Annotated in this window: 21 protein-coding genes and 1 pseudogene; 7 read left to right on the forward strand and 15 right to left on the reverse strand. The window is 49.2% G+C overall.

Features of this window, described 5'->3' with window-relative positions; translation table 11 throughout:
* The first annotated feature begins 42 nt into the window (after positions 1–42).
* The 6 genes from ACOBR2_RS21030 (at position 43) to tnpC (ending at position 7,428) form a co-directional block, all read left to right on the forward strand.
* Positions 43–1,083, forward strand: a complete 1,041-nt coding sequence (locus ACOBR2_RS21030) for a glycosyltransferase (protein ID WP_420240101.1) — start codon at positions 43–45, stop codon at positions 1,081–1,083.
* A 451-nt stretch (positions 1,084–1,534) separates the two neighbouring features.
* Positions 1,535–2,743 carry a group 1 glycosyl transferase gene (locus tag ACOBR2_RS21035; protein WP_420240102.1) on the forward strand — a complete coding sequence of 403 codons (1,209 nt, stop codon included), beginning with the start codon at positions 1,535–1,537 and terminating at the stop codon, positions 2,741–2,743.
* A gap of 975 nt (positions 2,744–3,718) precedes the next feature.
* The gene (locus ACOBR2_RS21040; protein WP_420240103.1) at positions 3,719–4,804 is read left to right on the forward strand and encodes a hypothetical protein; all 1,086 of its coding nucleotides are present in this window, start codon (positions 3,719–3,721) and stop codon (positions 4,802–4,804) included.
* 284 nt (positions 4,805–5,088) lie between these two features.
* A complete protein-coding gene (tnpA, locus tag ACOBR2_RS21045) occupies positions 5,089–5,484 on the forward strand; it encodes an IS66-like element accessory protein TnpA (protein ID WP_420236149.1) in 396 nt (131 codons plus the stop codon).
* Positions 5,481–5,828 (forward strand): IS66 family insertion sequence element accessory protein TnpB, encoded by a 348-nt coding sequence (gene tnpB, locus ACOBR2_RS21050; protein WP_420236150.1) that lies wholly within the window; start codon positions 5,481–5,483, stop codon positions 5,826–5,828. The genes tnpA and tnpB overlap by 4 nt, the downstream gene beginning before the upstream one ends.
* A 52-nt stretch (positions 5,829–5,880) precedes the next feature.
* Positions 5,881–7,428, forward strand: a complete 1,548-nt coding sequence (gene tnpC / locus ACOBR2_RS21055; protein WP_420236151.1) for an IS66 family transposase — start codon at positions 5,881–5,883, stop codon at positions 7,426–7,428.
* Positions 7,429–7,718: 290 nt separating this feature from the next.
* Here tnpC and ACOBR2_RS21060 read toward each other — a convergent pair whose 3' ends face one another.
* The 6 genes and pseudogenes from ACOBR2_RS21060 to ACOBR2_RS21085 form a co-directional block, all read right to left on the reverse strand.
* Positions 7,719–8,240, reverse strand: a complete 522-nt coding sequence (locus tag ACOBR2_RS21060) for a transposase (protein ID WP_420240104.1) — start codon at positions 8,238–8,240, stop codon at positions 7,719–7,721.
* Between the two features lie 20 nt (positions 8,241–8,260).
* Positions 8,261–8,401, reverse strand: a pseudogene (locus ACOBR2_RS21065) (transposase); the annotation flags it as partial.
* A gap of 187 nt (positions 8,402–8,588) precedes the next feature.
* Positions 8,589–10,448, reverse strand: coding sequence for a hypothetical protein (locus tag ACOBR2_RS21070; protein ID WP_420240105.1), 1,860 nt, complete (start codon positions 10,446–10,448; stop codon positions 8,589–8,591).
* A gap of 197 nt (positions 10,449–10,645) precedes the next feature.
* Positions 10,646–11,680: an NAD-dependent epimerase/dehydratase family protein gene (locus ACOBR2_RS21075; RefSeq protein WP_420240106.1), complete on the reverse strand. Its 1,035-nt coding sequence runs from the start codon at positions 11,678–11,680 to the stop codon at positions 10,646–10,648.
* A 1-nt stretch (position 11,681) separates the two neighbouring features.
* The gene (locus tag ACOBR2_RS21080; protein ID WP_420240107.1) at positions 11,682–12,383 is read right to left on the reverse strand and encodes a glycosyltransferase; all 702 of its coding nucleotides are present in this window, start codon (positions 12,381–12,383) and stop codon (positions 11,682–11,684) included.
* Positions 12,384–12,396: 13 nt separating this feature from the next.
* On the reverse strand, positions 12,397–13,380 hold the full coding sequence (locus ACOBR2_RS21085; RefSeq protein WP_420240108.1) for an NAD-dependent epimerase/dehydratase family protein: 984 nt from the start codon (positions 13,378–13,380) through the stop codon (positions 12,397–12,399).
* Between the two features lie 161 nt (positions 13,381–13,541).
* Here ACOBR2_RS21085 and ACOBR2_RS21090 point away from each other — a divergent pair, with 161 nt between their 5' ends.
* Entirely contained in the window at positions 13,542–13,883 is a 342-nt protein-coding gene (locus tag ACOBR2_RS21090; protein WP_420240109.1) for a DUF4372 domain-containing protein, read from the forward strand.
* A gap of 26 nt (positions 13,884–13,909) precedes the next feature.
* Here the strand turns inward: ACOBR2_RS21090 and ACOBR2_RS21095 are convergent, their stop codons facing one another.
* The 9 genes from ACOBR2_RS21095 to rfbF are packed head-to-tail and all read right to left on the reverse strand — an operon-like array spanning position 13,910 to position 22,884.
* Positions 13,910–14,578 (reverse strand): DapH/DapD/GlmU-related protein, encoded by a 669-nt coding sequence (locus ACOBR2_RS21095; RefSeq protein WP_420240110.1) that lies wholly within the window; start codon positions 14,576–14,578, stop codon positions 13,910–13,912.
* Entirely contained in the window at positions 14,563–15,585 is a 1,023-nt protein-coding gene (locus ACOBR2_RS21100; RefSeq protein ID WP_420240111.1) for a glycosyltransferase family 2 protein, read from the reverse strand. The genes ACOBR2_RS21095 and ACOBR2_RS21100 overlap by 16 nt, the downstream gene beginning before the upstream one ends.
* On the reverse strand, positions 15,582–17,018 hold the full coding sequence (locus ACOBR2_RS21105) for a lipopolysaccharide biosynthesis protein (protein WP_420240112.1): 1,437 nt from the start codon (positions 17,016–17,018) through the stop codon (positions 15,582–15,584). Before ACOBR2_RS21105 ends, ACOBR2_RS21100 begins: the two co-directional genes overlap by 4 nt.
* Entirely contained in the window at positions 17,018–17,956 is a 939-nt protein-coding gene (locus tag ACOBR2_RS21110) for a transketolase family protein (protein ID WP_420240113.1), read from the reverse strand. Before ACOBR2_RS21110 ends, ACOBR2_RS21105 begins: the two co-directional genes overlap by 1 nt.
* Positions 17,953–18,774, reverse strand: a complete 822-nt coding sequence (locus tag ACOBR2_RS21115; protein WP_420240114.1) for a transketolase — start codon at positions 18,772–18,774, stop codon at positions 17,953–17,955. Before ACOBR2_RS21115 ends, ACOBR2_RS21110 begins: the two co-directional genes overlap by 4 nt.
* Positions 18,755–19,693, reverse strand: a complete 939-nt coding sequence (locus ACOBR2_RS21120; RefSeq protein WP_420240115.1) for an NAD-dependent epimerase/dehydratase family protein — start codon at positions 19,691–19,693, stop codon at positions 18,755–18,757. Before ACOBR2_RS21120 ends, ACOBR2_RS21115 begins: the two co-directional genes overlap by 20 nt.
* Positions 19,693–21,009: a lipopolysaccharide biosynthesis protein RfbH gene (gene rfbH, locus ACOBR2_RS21125; RefSeq protein ID WP_420240116.1), complete on the reverse strand. Its 1,317-nt coding sequence runs from the start codon at positions 21,007–21,009 to the stop codon at positions 19,693–19,695. The genes ACOBR2_RS21120 and rfbH overlap by 1 nt, the downstream gene beginning before the upstream one ends.
* The gene (rfbG, locus tag ACOBR2_RS21130; protein ID WP_420240117.1) at positions 20,999–22,126 is read right to left on the reverse strand and encodes a CDP-glucose 4,6-dehydratase; all 1,128 of its coding nucleotides are present in this window, start codon (positions 22,124–22,126) and stop codon (positions 20,999–21,001) included. The genes rfbH and rfbG overlap by 11 nt, the downstream gene beginning before the upstream one ends.
* Positions 22,108–22,884, reverse strand: a complete 777-nt coding sequence (gene rfbF / locus ACOBR2_RS21135) for a glucose-1-phosphate cytidylyltransferase (RefSeq protein WP_420240118.1) — start codon at positions 22,882–22,884, stop codon at positions 22,108–22,110. The genes rfbG and rfbF overlap by 19 nt, the downstream gene beginning before the upstream one ends.
* Between the last annotated feature and the right edge of the window lie 171 nt (positions 22,885–23,055).

Below are 23,055 nucleotides of genomic sequence, written 5' to 3' on the forward strand. Positions count from 1 at the left end.
ATCTTGCATCTTGGTAAGTACTATCCACCCCATCATGGGGGAATGGAAACACATCTCATGGATCTTGCGGCCGGACAGGTGGGCCACGCAAATGTTCGCGTGATTGTGTCCAATAGTACTCAGAAAAATGAAACCTCGGTATTGTCTGGCGTGGATGTGACGAGAGTTGCACGTTGGGGTATCATCGCTTCCATGCCGGTTTGTCCGGGGTTAATTTCTGCTCTTCGGCATAGTCCTGCGGATCTGGTGCATCTCCATGCGCCAAACCCAGGAGCAGCATTTGCCTACCTGTTGAGTGGTCATCGAGGCAAGCTTGTGATCACACATCATGCAGATACGCTTGGACGGAAGGTGTTGCGAAAGCTAAGTGATGGATTTGTCAAGAAGGCAATGGGTATGGCATCAGCGATTATTGTTACATCCCAGCGCTACCTTGATTCATCCTTGGAGCTGGAGCCATATAAAGAAAAGTGCCATGTGATTCCTTTAGGCATCGATACCCGCCAGATCACTGCGAATTCCATTGAGAGTGGATTGACACAACACCCAAGGCATTTAGTCGCGGTGGGACGCTTGGTCCCATACAAGGGATTTGATGTGCTTATTCGGGCAATGCATCAGGTTGATGCGCATCTAACCGTGGTTGGCACTGGACCGCAAGCACAGGAATTACAGGCATTGATCGACGTGTTGAACCTTAACGAAAAAGTTAGTTTGGTGGGGCGCGTAGACGATTTGAAATCCTATCTACATTCCGCTGCAATTTTTGTTATGCCATCCATTACGCGTGCGGAGGCTTTTGGAATCGTACAGCTGGAGGCGATGGCGGCAGGACTTCCGGTGGTTAATACTGATATCGATTCAGGTGTGCCAGAAATTTCGCTTCATAGGGAGACAGGCCTAACGGTGCCTCCGGGGGATGCTCCCGCTCTTGCTGAAGCAATCAATCTGCTCCTGAGTAGTCCCGACTTACGTCGACAATACGGCAAGGCCGCTCAAGAACGGGTGCTCAGGATGTATTCGGTTGATAAGATGTTGGAACGTACTCTTGCCGTATACGGACAAGTCCTGGGGGCGAGTTAAAAATCGTAGGCGAACGACCAACCCCATGATTGACGACTTTGGCCATTGAGAACAGCATTTTCCTAGTTTGGCTGCGTAGGAAGAAGGCGAGAGCTCATCTAGCGACAGAATGAAGCGGTCAGCCATTCCCGGCAGTGCGTCAGCCGAATACTCGCGAATAGGGATATTGAGTATATGGCAGCTCCTGACGATGGAGAAGATCGCCGCGATTCTGAGTCAGCTTCCTTGCTGCCAATATGCAGACAGTTGCGCCATCTAGTCCTGATCGTGCGCATCGAATAACGCTTGGACGGCTTTTGGGAAAGTGCATGACTGTCCGTTGTATTTAGCTTGCATCTGATGCGCAATGACTCATAACTGGGTAATATAATGGGATAGCGTAGAAGCTGGAGACGGCCGTACAAGGAAGGCAACATCACTTGTTTTCTGATTATGATTGGAGAAATGCCTGATGAACCGTGCTGCATGTACTATTGTATCTTTGAATTATCTTGCTTATGCGCGGACTCTCTGTGAGTCGTTCCTAGAGTTTCATCCGGACAGCAAGTTTTATGTCTTGCTTGTAGATAGGATTCCAGAGGGACTAGATCTTTCGAACGAGAAGTTCGAATTGATGCTTGTGGAGGATCTTCAAATCCACAATTTTGATTCCATAGCTTTTAGATATGGAATCGTTGAGCTGAATACAAATGTCAAAGCAACTTTTTTAAAGAGACTTTTGAATTTGGGTGTGGATCAACTTATCTATTTCGATCCTGACATCCTTATCTGCTCCTCGGCCGACATAATCTATGATAGTCTCGCTAAGTTTAAAATTGTCTTGACGCCGCACTGCACGTCGCCCAATCAGGATGATCCGTATGCTGAAATTATGCTTCTCGGAAACGGCATTTTTAACCTTGGATTCATTGCCGTATCGAAGTCAGACGAGGCGGAACGCTTTCTCTCTTGGTGGGAGCATCGCTGCTTGACATATGGATACAATGAGCGCTGGACGGGGCTGTTCGTCGATCAGAAATGGATCAATTTGGTCCCCTGCTACTTTGATTCAGTTGAGATTCTAAAACATCTAGGATGTAATGTTGCTTATTGGAATTTGCATGAGCGTGTGCTTGCGAAAAACAATTCGTCATGGGTTGTCAATGATACTACGCCCTTAGTTTTTTATCATTTCAGCGGTGTCAATGTTGATGGGGACACTAGGATTTCGAAGTATGCCGACCAGTTTAATCTCGATTCTCGTAACGATTTGAAGGACCTTTTTACGGAGTATCGGGACCGTTTGGTTAAAAATGGCATACGGAACTACAGTCGCTCTCAATATGCTTTTGGTAGCTACAGCAATGGTGAGTTGGTGAACAACTTACAAAGGGCTGCGTTTGCTGCCAACTTGGAAAGGTTTGGTACAGAAAACCCATTTGATGCAAATGGCTCATTCTATAAGTGGGCAAAACAACACCATTTGCAAAGCAGGCAGGATTCGGTTGGAAAATTCAACCGAAAGACATATAGTCGTTCAGATAAGCGCGTGCGCATTGTGAACATGTTACTGCGCATTGCATTGCGTCTGCTCGGGGCAGATCGTTACACGATTTTGATGAAGTATTTCGAGTACGGTTCAGTGCTGAGAAACCAGAAAGATGTCTACGGAGATCATTGACACAGGCCGCCATCAATTCTTGACTTTCTCTGTACGCGTTGCACTCTGGACGCCTTGACGCCGATTGTAAAAGCAAAATGGATGTTATTTGTTGGGAGTATTGACCTTATCGGCGTATCCGCTGTCGATTTAGCTGATCTCAGTAATCGCATGCAGCGTTCAAGGCGAGAGTGGGACTTACCGCCTTGAACAGCTACAGAATACTGCCTTAGTTGGCGCAGCAGGTTGATGTACTCCAGGCTCTAGGAAGACTCGTTTGCAGGAGCAAGCTACAGGCATCTTCGGCAAAGACAAGAGCGCGTCTGAGTCGGTCAAGGTTGGTGCAACGCGCATACGGGGCAAGATGAAGCTGTGGCATGAAGATCATAGGCTGTTAACGGTCTATTTGATTGTGTACTAAATATCTGCAGGACCGCCTTGATTGACGGGGCTGCGGCGTGTAATCTAATTTTCGTCGGTCACCATTTAGGTGACTCATGAAAATAGTTCCGCAATGATCACTACTTTGCAATCCTGTTGCTGGAAATTAGGACTCCCAGCAATCCAAAATGGATTTGTACATGATTCAGACATCAGCAATGTACCTAAACCTCACGCGAAGATGCTAAACCGAAAGTCACGTTTGACTAAGGGATGTGCAGGATGTTTGTAAATAGGCAAGGCAAAGGACGCATAAGACAGGGTATGATGCTTTTTATTGGAAGGGTGCAGATCTAAGTGCCAACGATTCTCGGATGTGTTTTTCTGATAGCGGCTGTTTGTTGCTTTGCTCGAGGACTGCAGCAGATGTTTGCACTATTGGCTGTGTCTAGTTTGTTTCAAGGAGGGTATTGTCTCTCTTTTGGCGACAGAGGGATTCAGCCATATTATCTGGTAGCTGTTTGCCTGATCGCCCGGGCGTGCTTGGATTGGATGTTTAGTCCGAATCGTAGATTATTGAGGAAGAAGACGAGCTTAATAGTACTTATTTTTTGCATGTACTCAATTGTTACCGCATTAATTTTTCCCTGTGTATTTAAGGGGACACATGTTTGCGATCCAAAAGACGGTATAGACCTATGCCTTGTATCAAAAGCAGAACTTGATCTAAGTATTAATAATTTTGTTCAGAGCGCATACTTACTGATCAATTGTTCTGTATTAATTATAGCTATTCAGACCGGAAAGAGTAAAAGTTTTAATAGCGCATTTATTGCATGTTTTTATGTTTTATTTTTGGTCGTTGCCTTGCAAGCTGTCATGCAAATGACCGGGACGGTTCTTCCTGATAGTTTATTTCGCAATAATCCTTCAAACCCGCCAGTAGAGATTACCACTGCCCCCCTCAGGAATCCAGGACTGTTTAGTGAGCCGTCTATGGCTGGAGTTGTGGCGGTATCGTATTGGACGTATTTTTATATCTGCAATTTGAAATACGGAATATACATTCGTGAGGTAGTATTGTCTTTGTTTTTGGTTGTATTAATTTGCTCTTCAGGGTCATTGCTGTCGTTAGCCATATTATTTGTGGCTCCATTATTGGTATATCACCCCTTCGTATCACCCACTCGTTTAAATATACTGCACCTAAAGCGCAGGCTTATGCTTATAGTGCCTGTCCTCGTAGGAGTGACTCTGATTATGCTTGTGCCAAGCGTTAATCGCTTGATATTTACGTTTACCTTCGAAAAGGGAGATTCTGGATCGTTTATGGCGAGGACTGCATCAGATTTGTTTACGCTGGAAATACTCAAAAACACGCACTACATGGGGGTCGGTTTTGGAAGTAATCGACCGTCAAGCTTGATAGCGTATTTATTAAGTAATGTCGGTGTAGCTGGGTTTGTTTTGTTTTGTGCCATGGTCGTTAGTGTAGCTAAAAGTTCCAAAGGCCATGAGTATATATGGCTCGTTATTGGTTGTATCATGAATGCGGCTATAGATGTCCCAGATTTAACATTTTCATATATCTGGATAGTATTAGTCGCATGTATTTTTTCCAGTACAAATGGTATGTGTGCAGTGGCTAGTGACCTTGCCCCTAAAATGCGTACCCTATATACGCAGGGAGTGAGGAGATAGTCCCACGCCCAAGATTCTCAGAAGGCAGCTTTCAACTGCTTCTACTTGACCTAATGGGATGGACCCGCCTCGAAGAGGAGAGTTGATAAGCTCTGCACAAGAAGGAAGATCCCATGTTAAAACCGACTACGATTGGGCTGGATATTGCGTGAGCGCTACGCGAACCCCATCTTGTAGCAGGAGCGATAGTGGGTGAATGATGTACACTGCTTGTGACTCCTCGTAAGTAAGCGTCATCTGACGACCGTCTTGTGTGACGCGGGATTCTGACCGACGATGACAGAGTGAGCGAAGTCATCGAAGGTGATAGCAAGCCAGCTGCGTCGAAGCGCATCCACCGTTCGGCAGAGGAGAAGCGCCGCATCGTGGAGGCGACCTTTGCGCCGGGCACGTCGATTGCCCGCGTGGCGCGTGAGCACGGCGTGAACTCCAACCAGGTTTTTCAGTGGCGCTACGAGTATCGCAAGGGCATTCTTGACAGCGGTCCGAAGCCTCGTGCGAAGTTGTTGCCGGTCGTGGTTGAAGAGGCAGCATCAAGCAACATAGAAGTAGCAGCAGTGCCACCTGTGCATGAGAACACTGCGATCCGCATTGAGTTTTCAGGCGGCATTTCTATTCAGATCAGCGCAGAGACAGACATGCATTTGCTGCGCGCGGTCGTGGAGATGCTGCGCTCGTGATCGATCTTCCTCCTGGCACGCACATCTGGATCGCTGCAGGCTTTACCGACATGCGGCGCGGATTTCTCGGCCTCAGCACGATGGTCGAGACTGTGCTCAAGCAGGCTCCATACTCTGGACACGTCTTCGTCTTTCGCGGCAAGCGCGGTGATCTGATCAAGGTTCTCTGGTTCGATGGCGACGGGCTGTGCCTGCTGCAGAAGCGTCTTGAACGTGGACGATTTGTTTGGCCGCAAGCCGCAGAGGGAACGGTGTCGCTCACACGAGCGCAGTTATCGATGTTACTCGAAGGCATTGATTGGCGGCAGCCTGCGCGTACATGGCAACCGCCGATGGCCGGTTAGACAGCGATCTTTTCATCGCTTTCTTCGACGCGTTTATGGCATACTTTTTGCGATGGCAGATGCGCTCAGCCCTGTTGTTGCCGATCTAAATTCGCTTGATCGCGAAGCGCTGATTGCATTGCTCATCGCAGAGCGCGAGAAGCGCATCAGCAGCGACAGCGAGATCGAACATCTCAAGCTGGTCATTGCCAAGTTGCAGCGGATGCTCTTCGGCAAGAAGAGCGAGAAGGTCGCACACGAACTCGAACAGCTTGAGCTCAAGCTCGAAGAACTTGAGACGCGCGAGTCGGAAGTCATCGCTGCACGCCCACAGTCACAACCCACTTCACCTAAAGCGAAGTCCGCACGTCGTCCGCTGCCTGAGCAGCTGCCGCGCGAAGTGCATACACATCTGCCGCCGGAACAAGCGTGCCCGGAGTGTGGCGGAGCGTTGCACAAGCTCGGCGAAGATGTCGCGGAGATTCTTGAGCGCGTGCCTGCAACGTATAAAGTCATCCGTCACGTGCGCGTGAAGATGGCCTGCGCGAAGTGCGATTGCATTGTGCAGGCTCCTGCGCCGTCAAGGCCGATCGAGCGCGGCATTGCTGGTCCTGCATTGCTGGCGCATGTGCTGATCGCGAAGTTCTGCGACCATCTGCCACTTTATCGACAGTCGGAGATCTTCGCTCGTGAAGGCATCGAACTCGATCGTTCGACACTGGCCGACTGGGTCGGCCACGCCAGTCATCTGTTGGCGCCACTCGTCGATGCCACACGCAAGCACGTGCTCGAGGCGGGCAAGATTCATGCAGACGACACACCGATTCCCGTGCTTGCTCCAGGCACAGGTAAAACCAAAACCGCGCGGTTATGGACCTATGTACGCGATGACCGCCCGGCCGCTTCTGATGCGCCTGCTGCCATCTGGTTCGCGTACACGCCCGACCGAAAGGGCGAGCATCCGCGCCAGCATCTGAGCAACTTCAGAGGCACATTGCAGGCAGATGGCTACGCTGGATTTCATCACCTTTATGAAGGCGGCAAGATTCATGAGGCCGCGTGTTGGGCTCATGTTCGGCGCAAGTTTTATGACATTCAGGTGGCAACCAACTCCGTGATGGCCGCTGAAGCAGTCGAGCGCATCGGTGCACTCTATGTCATCGAGAGCGACGTGCGCGGCAAGCCTCCTGACCTTCGCCAGCAAGTGCGCCAGTCACGCAGTCGACCGCTCGCGGACGAACTTCATGATTGGCTCAACAAGATGCTGACACGTTTGTCGCCGAAGTCCGACACGGCCCTGGCGATTCGCTATGCGCTCGCGCGATGGCGTGCGCTTACGCGCTATCTCGACGATGGCACAATCGAGATCGACAACTCCGCGGCCGAAAGAGCCCTGCGCGCGGTCGCGCTTGGTCGTAAGAATTATCTGTTTTGTGGATCGGATGCTGGCGGTCACTCCACCGCTGCGATCTATTCGTTGATCGGCACAGCCAAGCTCAACGGCGTTGAGCCGGAACTCTATCTGCAGCGCGTCCTCGAAAAGATTCCAGATTGGCCTATCTCGCGCATCTCCGAACTTCTGCCCTGGAACTTCTCGGAATCTCTGACCAATCCCGCCTGATCTCATGTGTCCACTTAAAAATACGTGGACACTTGAGATCTCGATTCACAAGATGAGCTCCCGCGCAATACGGCCTGTGGATGACGCTTACCCTCGTAATTGAAATGCGATGTGAAGATTCATTAGTCGCACTAAGGAGCCTCTGCACAACCCGCGATTTTGCGGTGTAATTATAATGCAATGGGTTCGGAAGCAGTTATAGCCAGAATTGCGGGTTCAGTTGCATCCAGGCGCGGGCTCTACGTGGTTGTTTTTTGTCTCTGGAGGCCGTTTTCCGGCCTCCAGAGACACTACGCCCCCAGCGCGACCAGCCGTTTGCGATTTTGGTAAAGGTTAACCAGGGCAAAGGCCGCGCAAAGCCACTCGTGGTTCTTCCTTAAGCCACGATAGCGCACCTTGGTAAATCCAAAAACGCGCTTCAGAATGCGGAAACACCACTCCACCTTCGATCTAACTCTGGCCTTGGTCGTATTTTTGCGCTTGGCTTCTTCGTCTACATAATTTTTGAACTTGGTGCGGCGGCTGGTCATATCTTGCGCCCCGGGCGCGGCCGCATGAATTGCCTCGGTTTGTCCTTGATAGCCTGCGTCTCCCCAGACTTTCTTCTCTGCGCCGTGCAGTAAGTCAGGCAGCATATGTTTGTCCGCCACGCTGGCCGCAGAGGTGCAGACTGAGTGCACAATGCCCGACTTGCTATCAACGCCAAGGTGGCAGACCGCTCCATACAGTCCCTGCCTGCTCTGACTCCTGCCGCTTACGAGGCCAATCTGGCAAAGTAAGCCTACCCCAGCGCTCCCAGACCGGTCTACCATGGGCTTCGCCGGAGCGATACGCTCTTCCACTCGGTGATCTGGTTGGGATGAATATCAAACCGTTGCGCTAACTCGGCCAGTGTCTTGTCGCCCTTCAGGGCGGCCAATGCCACCTTTGCCTTGAAGGACGCTGTGTGGTTCCGACGGGGACGTCGCGCCATCTTTGCTCCTCTTTCCTGCCATTTTAGTGGCTGGTTCGGGAGCCGCGCTTCCACTTATCCAGCTGTCCGATTTTCCGGGGCCACGTCAGTCTTCCACTTATCTCATCGCCCGTTTGTGGTCAGAATTTCCGGGTCCACATCAATCGTCGTCTACATGTGTTGCTTGAGCACGACGGTGACTGACACCTCAAGGTTTTCTTATCCACGTGGAGTATCCATCGACAGATTGCTGCCAAGGAACGGCTACATCATAATGTTCGTCTATATAGCTGCACAGGGGAGCATACAGGTTTTGTGTATGGACTACCTTGTTATGAAAAGGAAACATAAACAATGCGCTAATCATATTTTCCCGATGTTGATTTGGATATGACAGGCAGTATTTATCGTACTGTGCAGGCATAATTAACGCTCTATCCGGGGTCTGTTCCAGTTCTGCTATTTTAGCTTTAACTGCTTGTGGATCGAATACATCAATCAAACCATCATAGAACCCGAAATCCAACCCTTGAGGGTTATGAGTGGCAGTATAGGAAAAAGGTACATTAGCAACTCCGTGCAGGTGATTAGACAAACCTCGAGGTATATCCAAGCGCGCATCCATCATCGCCTTGGCCTTAAACTGACTAAGTCGTTCCATACCATCGCGACCGTACTCACTAGTTATAGCGCGTTTTTCCATAGTATTGGAGAATGTTCCAAGACGAGAATTCGAAAGTGCAGGTGAATTGATCAAATAGGAGATTACCGCACGTCCAAATTCGTTTTTGTACAAAGACAAAGTACTAATACCGGATAAAATAACAAAAATAAGTACAAAAGCGGCACGATACCAGCCCCAGATTCTGGGCAAGTTTGATGTGCACAACAATACAAACATAAATATTATGATTCCGTCGTAAAGTACGTGGCCGGGGTCACAACGCCCTAGGCAAGCCGCCAGTGAGGGAACGGAAATAAGCAACAATAAAGTCGTGTTTGAGCGCAGTTCAGCACACAGCAAATTTCTGGCAAAATAGGATGCGGCTACAAAAACTGAAAAGAAGAAGAGAAGAATATGTTCGGAGGGAATAATAGGGAAATTAAATCCGCCATCCTCCATATGCCTCATTAAATAAAACAGTTGAAAATGATTTGCCTCAAGAATAAGAGCAGCTAATAATGCTAGTAAGATGGCTAGTGGTAATATCCAATGTTTTTTTTGCGTTCGAAGATTGCATAGGATATAATAAGAAATCGCAGAAATGCTGAAACCAACCCCAATCTCAGGGGAAACCGCTAGTAGCAAAGCAGCTGAAAAGGTAGTAAAAAAAACGCCGAAAAAGTAGCTCTTCATTGTGTTGCTTTGAAGAATTTGATAGAGCATGAGCCCTAGAAGTGGTGCCAGCAAAAAACGTCCTGCCGTATAATTGATTCCAGCATAGATATAGCCAGGAAGCAATGCCATATATAGCAGAATAAAAACCTGATTCTTCTGCAGACTACCAAAATCTAACTTATTAATAATAATTGCCAGTGTCCATGTTCCACCAAGATGGCACAGTGCCCAAAACAGATAATATGCGTTGGGTATAGTTATGTGGAAACAGCGACTTATTGCAAGAGGAATGTAAATAAACAACGGACCATAGGCAAATTCAAAATCAAGATAGGGGCGCATACCTTTGGCTGTGAGTTCAATGCGATTGATAAAGTATGTCGATTCACCGTAGCCGCTCAATCGTGACGTCAATATATATATAAAAAAGCAGATTATGCATACTCCGCCCAAACATATCCATAAAGTTTTTGGAGATACTTTATTGGAAGATGCAGGGGGTGATAGGTTCCAATGAAACACTTGCGACCAGAACGCACCAATAAATGTAAATACGACAAATAAAAGAAATCCTATATGGTTGTTATAACCAAAAATATAGGAGTCTGCTTCAACCTGTTTTCCTGGAAACAGGGTGGGCAGGTAAAAGACTGCGACCAGAGCGAAAAGGATATACAACCAAAAAATCATTTTTGTCCCCCTTTTTGTGGGAGCAATATTCTGGTTCATCACTGTTAAATCCCCTTTTTGGCATTCTTACAAGACTACCTGAGTCCCTCAAAAAATAAACTCACTCAGTCCAAGTAGGGAGTGAGCAGCAGAAAACCCGGTGCACAGGAAGAGCTGTGTCGACAAAGCTAGTTGTGGGTGTGTGGAGACAGCCTTCGTTGGAAGAACGCACCCTCGCTTTGCAAATAAGAGACTCATTATCTGGATGCGCCAGCTCTCCTGCGTGAACGCTCCCAATCAATTGCATCTGCAATTCCATCTTCTTTGCTCATTTTTGGCAACCACATCGTCGTCTTGCCCACTTTTAAATTATCGGCTACAAAATACTTCTGGTCATTCGCTCTCCAAGGAAGTTCCTGCGGATTCAACCTAACACCGACCATGTTTTCGAGATGCAAAAAAAGTTCGCGTAGAGACATGCTGTTCTGGTATCCACCACCAATATTGAATGCTTGCCCCCTAGCCTTTGCAATATGTTCATGTGCTGCCAGATAGCACTCAACTGCATCTGAAACATGCAGCAGGTCGCGGACCTGCTTCCCGTTTCCATTAATTGTGAAAGTTGTGGTGGGATCTATCAGCGTATCAAGCGCTTTCTGGCAGAACCAACCTACCCACCCTTGATCAAACGTTGATATCTGGCGTCCTCCATAAATCGTAGAGTGCCTGAAAACCACTGTATTCAGGCCAAAATTACGAGCATATTCCTGCATGTATTGGTCTGCAGAACCCTTGGAGCAGCCATATGGTGTGAAAAATTCCAGTCGGGCCCGTTCATCGATTTCTTTTTTGCCCGCGGGTTCGTAGCGCGTATCGGTTTCGACTAGACTGGTTTCGTCCAATTCACCATAAACCTTGTTACTCGAGGCATACACAATCGTTGCCTGCGGCGCCAGCAGACGCACGCACTCCAATACATTAATTGAACCCAGTACATTGACTTCAAAATCGCGCCGTGGATTCTCAAGTGATGTGGTCATTGCGACCTGTCCGGCCAAGTGGAACACACACTCGATTTTGAATTTACGGAAGATAGTTTCTAAATCGTGGCTGTTGCGTGTGTCTGCATGGAAAAACTCGAACTTACCGATGCTCTTGAGCCATGCCAGATTTGCAGGGGTCCCGGGACGCGCAAAGTTATCAACTACCACCACATGTTCTCCCCGACGAATTAAATTAGCCGTCAGGTTGCTCCCTACAAAACCGCACCCGCCCGTTACCAGATAAGTCATGCTATCCTCTCCGCTTTCCGTTTTTCAGTTCTGCACTGCGATACTTTCTCATGACCATGATAGATCCTAAATACTTCACCATAAAAGCAGGAAGATTTCGCTTACTTTTTCCGGCCTTGCGTTGTTCAAAGGTTACAGGCACTTCGGTCACAGTCGCCTTTGAGGACCCAAAGGTGAGGCGGATCAGGATCTCTTCTACGATTTCAAAGTCGCTGGATTGCAACTTCAAGGAGCGTAATTGCTCCCCTTTGTAAAGGCGAAAGCTGTTGCTGACGTCGCTTATCTTTAAGCGGAAAGCAAACCTGTATATGTAGTTAAGGATTCTACTCATCCAGATTAGAACTGCGGGATTTTCAGTACTTCCACCCTTGATATATCGAGAACCAATGACAATATCGTATTCGTTGCGCATGTTCCACAGGCGGGCGAGATCGCCCGGATTGTGTGACCCATCAGCGTCCATCAAAAGAACATAGCGACCTAAAGAATTGTCGATGCCCGTGCGCACAGCATCTCCGTACGCATTTCCACCCATACGATAGATGTGTCGCACGCCATATTGAGCACAAACTTCTTTTGTGTCATCCAGCGGCAGCATGGAGTCTGCAACCAAAATTTCGGATGATTCACTTAATGCTTTTACCGAAGAGACAAGCATGGGCAAAAATTTACGCAGTGCCTCTGCCTCGCGATATGCTGGCATAACGACAGACAACTCACAGTTGCTCAAATTTCCTCCCAGGGCACTTCAACTTCAGATTTGGTGCAATCTCCTGTGCCAACTCCCAGACAGCGAAGGGCAAACTGACTTCTGGTTTCCAACCAAGTACCGACTCAGCGCGGGAAATGTTGGCCACCAGATTATGCGGTTCATAAGAATGCATTTTGCTTTCACCAAAAGCAAGATCAACTTTCAGTTCCAACTCGTTGCATACCATCTCAATGATATGTCGAAGAGAGTGGCTAAGTCCGCTACCAAGATTGAAGATGTCGATGAGTTGCGACTTGTCTCTCTCAATAACCTTGCTAACAGCCTCGGCAATATCGTCAACTGCACAAAAATCGCGAATTTGAGTCCCGGCCGTTAGGCCCAGCTTGCGTCCTTCTGCTGCAGCCTCAAGAATGAGAGGAAAGAGCCGTTTGCCTCCATCATGCTGCCCGGTAAATGCAAATGGGCGCAGAATGGTTAGTCTCCGTTTGAATTCGGCAGAAGCCGCTTGTAACATAAGATCAGTAGCGGCTTTACTCGCGCCATAGGGATGCAAGGTCTCAATAGCATCCTCTTCCGCTAATGGTCTTGCTTGTTCTCGATACACCAATCCGGTACTGACATAAATAAAATGCGAATATTTGTCTAACCTGCAGTTCATCTGAAACAGACGCATGGTTGATACTACATTGAACTGCATAAGGTCGAACCAAGATCCCCTTGGGGGTCTCAGTCCGCTTGCTGCACAATGCACGATGATATCAGGGTTGAGTCGCTCGAAGATCTGTGCTGTATGAATGGCATCACTCAGGTCGTGCTCGATAAATTGAACCTGCCCGGCAAATTTCTGAACAACCGATGAGTGAATATCCCGCACGGGAGCAGCTACAGAATATCGCGGGTCATCAGCCAACCGTCTTAGAATGTTGTAGCCCAGTGTGCCGCTTCCACCTGTTAGAAGAATCTTCTTGTGCTCCTTATCCTCGCTCACGGTATTACCAACTCCTCTCATTATTCTTCGTAGAGATGTTATTCAAACTCACTGTTGTCCAAAACAGGAGTTTCAGCAGTAAGTCTGGTATGGAGGTAAGGCTGCATCGATCTGATAGGTTGGGTTTGTCTAGAACTTGACCGTCAGAGGAGGACGCAGCCTTGTCCATAGTATGCAGCATTTTCTCCCAAGTCTTGAAGTTGATCCCACGCGCCGATTTCGATTCCGCCGTTCGCAAGGATGAAGCCGAACGCAATGCCAAAGGCTTCACTTGTTGGGGCCAGTTGGTGGCGATGTTGTTTTGTCAGTTGGGTTCAGTCAACAGCTTGCGTGACATCACCAACGGCTTGGCCGCCAGCGAAGGCAAACTGCGTCACCTGGGCTTGCCTGCCGCTCCTAAGCGCTCGACCTTGGCTTATGCCAACGCCCATCGCCCCAGTATACTTAAGAAAAACATACTCAACTCCGCGGCGCACCTGTGCGTAAGGAAGATAATTGAGTAATGCTATGGTGCAGGAAGCACGAACCATTAAAGCTTTCTCCAGGTCTGAGATGAAAATTCAAACCGACTAAGCACTTTTGCTGGGATTCCTGCAGCAACAGTAAAGGGAGGAATATCTTGTGTAACCACAGCATTGGCACCGATGACACATCCCTCTCCAATGGTAACTCCAGGCATAACCACCGCTCCGTCCCCCAGCCAGGTATTTTTGCCGATCACGACAATTCTGTCTTGATCGAGCAGACGCAAAGAAGGGGCAAGATTGACGTTATCTGTTCCGTTGCGATACTGGCCATGATTATGATCGGTAATCAAGACTTTACTTCCAATTAACACACCGTCTTCAATCTGTACCTTATGCGTGGCAGCAATGTGAACCCAATGACTTACTGACACGTTATCACCGATGACGATAGATGGAGAGAAAGACTGCTGGTTGTAGGCCACAATTGCTTCCATCCATAGCCCTTCACCTGCCCGAAATTTCTTTCCAATATGAATGCAGGTCAAGCCACGTAGATAGCATCGCGGACCAATAGAAATATCCGGGCAGCCTAATTTTCTTGCCAACATCAAACGCCGGAAAACAATTCCCACGCGGCGACCTAACTCACAGATAAACAAATACGGTCCATTTACAGAAATGAACTTCGTTGTTTTCCTCAGAAAGTTATTACCTGTCATTGCTTTACCCATAATCTCACCAGTGGATTCCCAAACAACTTGTCAACCTTATTGATGACCTTTACCGTCAAAAACCAGATTTTTGCGAATGGAATTGGCAGAGTGCAAATTGGATAATCGAATAGCCAGTACCGAAAATTTCTGCAGAAGCATGGGCTAAGAATTTCGTGAGGATTTTCTGAGATAGAAGATACTACGGACATCTTGGACAAGAGTAAAAATGATGGAAAGAATGTCTGGATGGTTCCATTGATAATAGTCTGCTGAATGGATTTTTTGTCTACCCATTCGCGGGTGATTCGGTCAAGAGTAGGACCAAATATTCCATAAAGGGCATATTTTACGCTGCGATTGCTTGTAGCGGCAACCAAGGGAGTACGAATAAGGAGACTCCTACGATGATGATTAAGCATAGTGTAGATGGGGCCAAGTTGGACCAGATAGCTTCCCAATAAAGAGTCAAATGGTTTATGAGGCAACGAAGAAATGCGTTTTTTGTTGATTATCATGCCGGAAATAAACGTAAAAAAAACATGGACGTGACGTGCAAGGTCTTCAGCTTTTTCCAACTCAAGGTCCGAAGCCGAAGTGAATATCGAACGCGGAGCGGTCTTGTTCTGTGAATTATAGGCGCGAACGAAGACAAGATCATACTGTTGCGGTGAAAGCGCATCAAGTATGCGTTTCATCGTGCCAGGCACAATCAGATCATCGTCTCCAAATATCCAAGTATAAACTCCACCTGCATTCTCATAGCACTGTAGTATGTTAAAGTCAGGTCCGAGGTTCGTCTCATTACGAAGATAGCGTATTGGAAGTCCTTGCTGTTGGTAAGCAGCAACCACTGCCGAGGTATCGTCGGTAGAAGCATTATCTGAGACAATTACCTCAACGCGGTCCTCAGCTTTGAGGTCTTGCAGAAGCACGGCAAGAAGCCGACCGAGAAATGTTGCACGATTATAGGTTGGAATTGTAAAACTGAGAAGGGGGTGTTCAGGTAATGAGCTTGAATGGGTCATAGCGTATTTGATTCCTCTGTGACATGCCCTGTGTGCCATTGCCGACGTTTGGTGATGAAGATATATGTGCCAAAAGCGAGACCGAAAATTCCGCCGGTGCAGAAATAGCCGATGGTTACTCCCTGAGCCCCCCATAACTTACCCAGGATCAAGGTACTACAGGCAGTGAGTATGCCAACGGTAATTGCATGTAGGAGAAACGGTTCGCGCGCGTGAGCACGCAAATATAGCGCCTCACTGAATACAAAATGGTTACAGAAAACTGTGGCCAGTAGCAAGCCAAAGATGGGTAATGGCAATACACGTACTGCTAACTGCGGAAAGCGCTGCATTACTATGTCAAGGGATAATAATAGGGTCACAATGCCTGTGGCCAGTAAGCAAGAAGACTGCCAGAGCGTGCGAAAAAAGAGTTGATCCAGTGTCTTATGCTCGCCTCGTGCAACCAGCATCCCAAATGGAGAGGCTTTCGTGCTCATCCATGCTATGGCAATAGCGCTGAGTGCGGAAGCAATAGAAAGGGACATTCCCATCCTCCCAGCTTCGGCTGCACCTCGATATGCAAACAAAACCGGATTGAAAAGCTGAAAAATAAAGTAACCACAGAGCCAGCTGATGGCAATTCTCCACTGAAATGGCCAAATCTCTCGGCGCCAACTCACTACATGCCCAGATGTATTGAGGTGAAAAAGAGGCAGTAACAATGTACGTTGAGAGAAAAGGAAGCAGCCACCCGCAATTGCCTGCCCACTAATGACCAAGGCCGGAGCAAAGAGTCCGTGGTGCATAAAAAAAGCTGCCCAGGCCATCAGGCTTCCTGCAAACGCTTGGGTAAATCGCATGCATGCTACTTGGTGGATACGCCCACACCCCTCAAGAAACGCGAAGAGCGGATCCATCTGAAAGGTTAGTGTCGTTGCCAAGACAGCCGCAATCCATGGTAGTTGCCATAAAACGGGGGGGCCCGGCTGGCGATGAGCAAGAAAAAAATGAAAGCCGACAGGCAGCAAAAACGCCGCCATTAGCAAGGCACCGATGGTATACCACCGAATAGTTTTTTGAAAAATAGAGGCAAGACGAGAGCGGGCAACAGGGTCACCTTCGATTGTGCCGTCGTCCCGGATCTTCAGATGCGCACGTTCATGAGCTGCCAACTGCAAAATGACGAAGGAAAAACCCAGTTCGAAGACAATTTGCAGCGCAACCAAGCTCGAGAAGGTGTAGTAGTATCCCTGCTCTGCAGGAGAGAGAAAACGAGCAATAAGAAGGACCGTGACAACACCTGACACGGTGCTCCAGCCACGCGCAAGAACCGTAAAAGCAATGGCCCGATCAAGCCCCATCATATGTTTGAGGCGAGAAGACAGTGCACTGCGCACCGGAGATATCTGTTTTTCTGCGTCAGAGCAAGGGTTATGATCGATTTTTTCCATTAGCGCATCACCCTAGGCTTTGGGCTAAGGCAAAGCACTTCTGCGGTTTCAATGATTCCTTCTACACTAAGTCCCTGCGCAGACCTCAACTCCTGCTGTGAGCCAGACACCTTGATAGGGGCTTTGGCAAGACGCAGAGGACGAAATGCGACTGTACGTCCGCTGATAGCCAGAGCCTCTGCAACCGCAGTGCCAAGGCCACCAGAGCCATGTTCTTCCACTGTCAAAATAGCTCCAGTTTGTTCCGCTGCCTTAAGAATGGCCTCCGTGTCCAGCGGGATCAGGAATGGCATACTCAAAAGGCGGGGGTGGATTCCACGCTTGTGCAACTCCTCAGCGGCCTGTAATACGGTGCCAAGCATGCCTCCGATACTGATGATGGTAAGATCACTTCCGTCTGCAACCTGAATGGCCTTGCCCAACTCAACCTTTGTACCCGCTGCATGCAGCACCGGCTCACCTGCTTTACCCAGACGAAGATACGCAGGGCCTGGAAGATTCGCAAGAATGGACGTAATAGCACGCGCCTCAATTGGGTCTGCGGGGGCTGCTATTGTGAGATTCGGCATTGCTGACATCACGGCAAGGTCCTCGACGCCGTGATGTGTATATCCATGGCTACCATAGGCAAGCCCCCCACCTACAGCAACAATTTTGACATTCAGGTTGTGATAACAGACATCGTTACGGATTTGTTCCAGGCAGCGCATCACAGGAAAATTCGCTATGGAATAAGTGAAGACGGTCTTCCCCTGGAGTGCCAGCCCTGCTGCCGTGCCTGTCATATTTTGCTCAGCCACACCAGCATTAAGATAACGTGCCGGAAAGTTGTTTGCAAAGACATCGAGCACGTTATATCCCAAATCACCGCATAAAAGCCAAACGCGTTCGTCCTGTTCTGCAATCGCGCATAACTGCTTAATAAACGCAGTTCTCATAGATTCACTCCCAGTTCGTGCATCGCAGCTGCTACCTGTTCTGTGTTTGGCGTTTTGTAGTGCCAAGCCAGTTGATCCTCCATAAAGCTCACGCCTTTTCCTTTCACCGTGTTGGCAATCACCACATTTGGCTTACCGGGTTCAAAGGGAAAAGCTGAAAAGGTATCAACAAGTTGCTGCATATTGTGGCCATTCACCTCACGCACTGCCCACCGAAAAGCGCGAAATTTGTCGGCCAGCGAATCCAGATCGAGTACTTCCTTCACGCGTCCATAACTCTGAATTTTGTTGTAGTCCACAATCAACAGCAGGTTATCCAGCTTGTGCTGTGGAGCAAAAAGCACTGCCTCCCAATTCGATCCTTCATCCAGTTCGCCGTCGCTGCACAGCACTACGGTTCGACCGGGCAGATTTTCCCGTTTTGCAGCCAAGGCCATACCGCAACCCACTGGCAATCCGTGACCCAGAGAACCGGAGGAAAACTCCACGCCTGGTACACCACTGGTGATATGCCCGGTGAGGCGCGAACCAGATTTACAGTATGTTGCCAGTTCGTCAAGGGGGAAAAAGCCGCGCTCCGCTAATGTCGCGTAGACCATTGCTGCGGCGTGTCCCTTACTCAAAATAAAACGATCGCGCTCCGGCCAGTCGGGACGCTTTGGAGCTACGTGCAAGGTATTCCAGTAAAGGCAGGCAAGAATGTCCGCAATAGAAAGACAGCTGCCCAGATGCGAGGCTCCTGACTTGTGAACCATAAGAACGGCGTGGGCGCGCAATTTTGCGGCTATCACGGTCAATTCATCCACGTTTGCCTGCATGTATTGCTCCTTGATTTCTATACCATTCTACGGTTTTGCGAATTCCTTCCGCGAGACTGGTTGTGGGCTTCCATCCAGTTGCCGCAGTCAAGCGACTGATGTCTGCTTCCAGATACATCACCTGATCCGGGCGATATGGCGTTTCGCCAAAGCCCAACGGCAATGCCGGGTTAATGCTGTCGCGCAACAGAGTAACAAAGTCTCGCAACACACAGGGTTGGCCGGATCCAAGATTGAAGATACCTGAAGCTTTATTCTCCAGAACCGCACAAAGCGCAGTCGCAGCGTCGTCCACATACAGATAGTCCCATATCTGTTCGCCTGCTGTAAGCGCTGGTTTTTCACCGTGAAGCAGGGCGTTTATCAGGCTGGGAACCATGTGGCGCTCATCATCTCCGGGACCGTAAGCAGACAACAAACGCATCCAGGTAAAGCGCATACCCGTGCTCGAGCAAAGCTGCTTGAGGAGAACACCCAAAGCAAGCTTGGAAGCCCCATAAACAGTTTGTGGCGAGGTGGGCAGATTCTCAGCCAATGCTATGGCCTGTGGACCGTATTCAGCCTGCGAACCCACTCCGATGAAGACTGAGCAGCTATTTTTGCGCAATAGATCCCAGAGGCGCAATGAGCCGATGAGGTTTTGTATAGCTGGTTCCGTGCTGTTGCGAAATTCGCCCGTAACTCCAGACCAAGCGAGATGAAAAACCGCATCGACAGGTTTCTGTTGCAGTTCTGCTTCTAATTCGGAAAGGTCCTCAAGGCTTCCATACAGTATGCTTACTCGCTCCAAACAACCCTGTAAACGCACCGGACAGCCGTTCGGACGCAGCAATATGGTGACCTCGTGCTGACGTTCCAGCAGTTTCTGAACCAAGCAAGCTCCAAGAAAACCAGAAGCTCCTGTGACAAGACAGCGCATCAGTGTTTCGCAACCTCTCGTAGAGAATTCAGCATATGCTCAATCATCTCTTCGCTCAGCCCGGGATAAACACCCACCCAGAAGACGTTGTTCATCACATAGTCGGTATTTTTCAGGTCGCCGATTACGCGATATTTGACGTGGTTGAAGGCCGGCTGTTTGGTCAGATTGCCCGCGAACAAAAGGCGCGTGCCAATCTTGCGATCATTCAGGAAGCGAATAACGGTGTCGCGCTCAATTCCCGATTCCGGACGCACCGCAATCGGGAAACCGAACCAGCTGGGGTCACTTCCAGCAGTTGCTGTTGGCAGCAGATACACATCCTGTAGATCCTGCAGGCCTGCGGACAACGCAGCGAAGTTCTTTTTGCGCGACGCGATGAACTCCCGGACCTTTTCCAGTTGCGAGCAGCCCACCGCTGCTTGCATATCCGAGACCTTCAAGTTGTAGCCCATGTGCGAGTATGTGTACTTGTGGTCGTATCCGTAGGGCAGGTCGCCCAGTTGCCAGTCAAAGCGTTTGCCGCATGTGTTGTCTTTTCCGGGAGCACACCAGCAGTCGCGACCCCAGTCTCGGAAAGATTCGATCAGCTTGGTGAGTTGCGGCTTGTTGGTGGCCACGCAACCGCCCTCGCCCATGGTGATGTGGTGCGCGGGATAAAAGCTGAAGGTTGCAATATCACCAAAGCTGCCGACCATGCGGCCTTCAAAGGTGGAACCAAGCGCGTCACAGCAATCTTCAATCAGCCACAGGTTATTGGCGCGGGCGAATTTTGCAACGGCCTGCACGTCAAAGGTGTTGCCCAGCGTGTGCGCAAAGATGATGGCTTTAGTGCGCGGGCTAAGCGCAGCCTGAAGCTGTGAAGTGTCTGCATTGTAATTTTCCAGCTCAACGTCAATGAAGACCGGAACCAGACCGTTTTGCACGATGGGGGCTACGGTCGTGGGAAAGCCCGCAGCAACCGTAATGACTTCATCTCCCGGCTTAAGCTGACGATCTCCCAGTGTGGGCGAGGTCAGGCAGGAGATTGCTACCAAGTTTGCCGAAGAACCGGAGTTAACCAGGCGAGCATCGCGCAAGCCCAGAAATTTGGCAAATTTGAATTCAAAAAGCTCAGCAAAGCGGCCTGCTGTCAGCCAAAAATCCAGCCCGGAATCGACAACTGCAAAGACGTCCTTTTCATCAAAGAAGCGACCTGAAACAGGGACATGGCTTTCTCCAGGCACAAAGGACTTTGCCGGAAAGGCTTCTTGGTAATACTCGGTCGTGAGCTGCTGAATAGCAGCCCGAAGCTCTTCTTTTCTACTATTGCTCACGTTCGTCCCTCTGGCAGGAAATGCCCGTCTTTGTCATCTTATCGCTTAAAGATTCGTACTGGGAGATTTGGGCGATTGTGAAAGAGTGCATCTCTTGTCCCTTACCTTTAGCCCAGTACCAGTCAGCGGTCATTTTAAGTGCATCTTTCAGGCTCAGAGCCGGCTTCCACCCCATGCGATACAGAGCTTTTGAGTAATCCAGCTTAAGATTTTGGGCTTCATGCGGCTGAATGCCACCTTCGAGTTCCCATTTTGCACCATTGCCCCATAGCTCAGCTAGTTCGCGAACGATCCACTCTACCGGCTGCGCGTCAGACTGTTCCGGGCCGAAATTCCATGCTTCACCATAGGCAGAACCAAACTCCAGCAAGTGTTCCGCAACGGCAATGTAGCCTCGAAGTGGCTCAAGAACATGTTGCCATGGACGGATGGCGTGAGGATTACGGATGCGTACAGAGCGTCCTTCTTCATAGGCACGAATGATGTCCGGGATTAGTCGATTGTCTGCCCAATCACCGCCGCCAATCACATTGCCAGCGCGCACAGAAGCCAGCGCTATGCCATGTTTCTGATACTCGGCAGGATGAAAAAATGAGTTTCTATAGGCAGAAACGACAAGTTCCGCACAGGCTTTTGAATTACTGTACGGATCGTATCCCCCGAGCCTGTCTGTCTCGCGATAGGCCCATTCCCACTCGCGGTTTTCGTAGCATTTATCTGTTGTGATGACAACAATTGCACAGGGTTTTCCCGTTTTACGTACAGCGTTGAGTACGTGTGCCGTTCCCATCACGTTCGTGGCATATGTGCCAAGAGGATCATCATAAGAAGCACGAACCAGAGGTTGTGCCGCTAAATGAAAAACCACCTCCGGTCTAAAATCCTGCACAGTGCGAGATACCAGATCAGCATCCCGAATATCGCCCAGAACGGAGCGCATATTCTTCTCGACCTGGGCGTCCATATAGAGATTGACTGCCGTCGGTGGTTCAAGCGCCAGACCGCAAACCTCGGCACCCATTTTCTGCAACCACAAGGAGAGCCAACTGCCTTTAAAGCCTGTGTGTCCAGTCAGGAGTACTCGTTTGTTTTTCCACGTCATGCCCACACCTTCCATGGAGCGTTTCCGCTGTTCCAAAGGGATTCCAGAAGACCCTTGTCGTGGACGGTATCCATCGGTTGCCAAAACCCGTCATGCTTATATGCGCCTAGCTGGCCGATGTCGGCAATTTGCTCAAGCGGCTCTCGTTCCCAGACTGTGGAATCATCCACAAGATATTCGCCCACCTTTGGTGAAAGGACAAAAAAACCTCCATTCACCCACCGGGAATCCCCCTTGGGTTTCTCCAGGAAGTTGCTTACCTGGCCATCGGCTTCGATCTGCAGTGCACCGAACTTGCCTGCAGGCTGCACCGCTGTCAGTGTGGCAAGCTTGCCGCTCTGTTTGTGACGCGCAAGCAGGACATTGATGTCCACATTCGCAACTCCGTCGCCGTATGTGAAGCAAAACATTTCTTCGTTCTGTAAATAAGGAAGAACGCGACGCAAGCGCCCTCCGGTCATGCTCGCAGCTCCGGTGTCAACCAGGGTTACACGCCACGGTTCAGAACCATTCCGATGGTATTCCACCGTGTTTTCCTTCAAGTCGAAGGTAATGTCAGACGAATATAAATGATAGTTATCAAAATATTCTTTAATGACATGTCCCTTATATCCAAGGCAAACAATGAAGTCATTGATGCCATAGGAAGAATAGATCTTCATAATGTGCCAAAGAATGGGCCTGCCCCCAATTTCAACCATCGGTTTGGGTTTGAGAGTAGTCTCTTCGCTAAGTCTGCTTCCCAATCCGCCTGCCAGAATTACTGCTTTCATGAATTCCTCTCGGTAGTCCCCTTCTGCACAAAGTAAGGAACTTTATTATGATAAATGGATCTCGGCAGTATCTTCCTAATCGTGTGTCAGCTCTGGAATCATTCTAGGAAACAACGTTACTATATTCCCAATATAGAATCCAGCTGCTGCGGCTACGATCACAATGAAAAA

It is taken from the genome of Telmatobacter bradus, assembly GCF_048629425.1.
In the GTDB taxonomy this organism is placed as follows: domain Bacteria; phylum Acidobacteriota; class Terriglobia; order Terriglobales; family Acidobacteriaceae; genus Telmatobacter; species Telmatobacter bradus.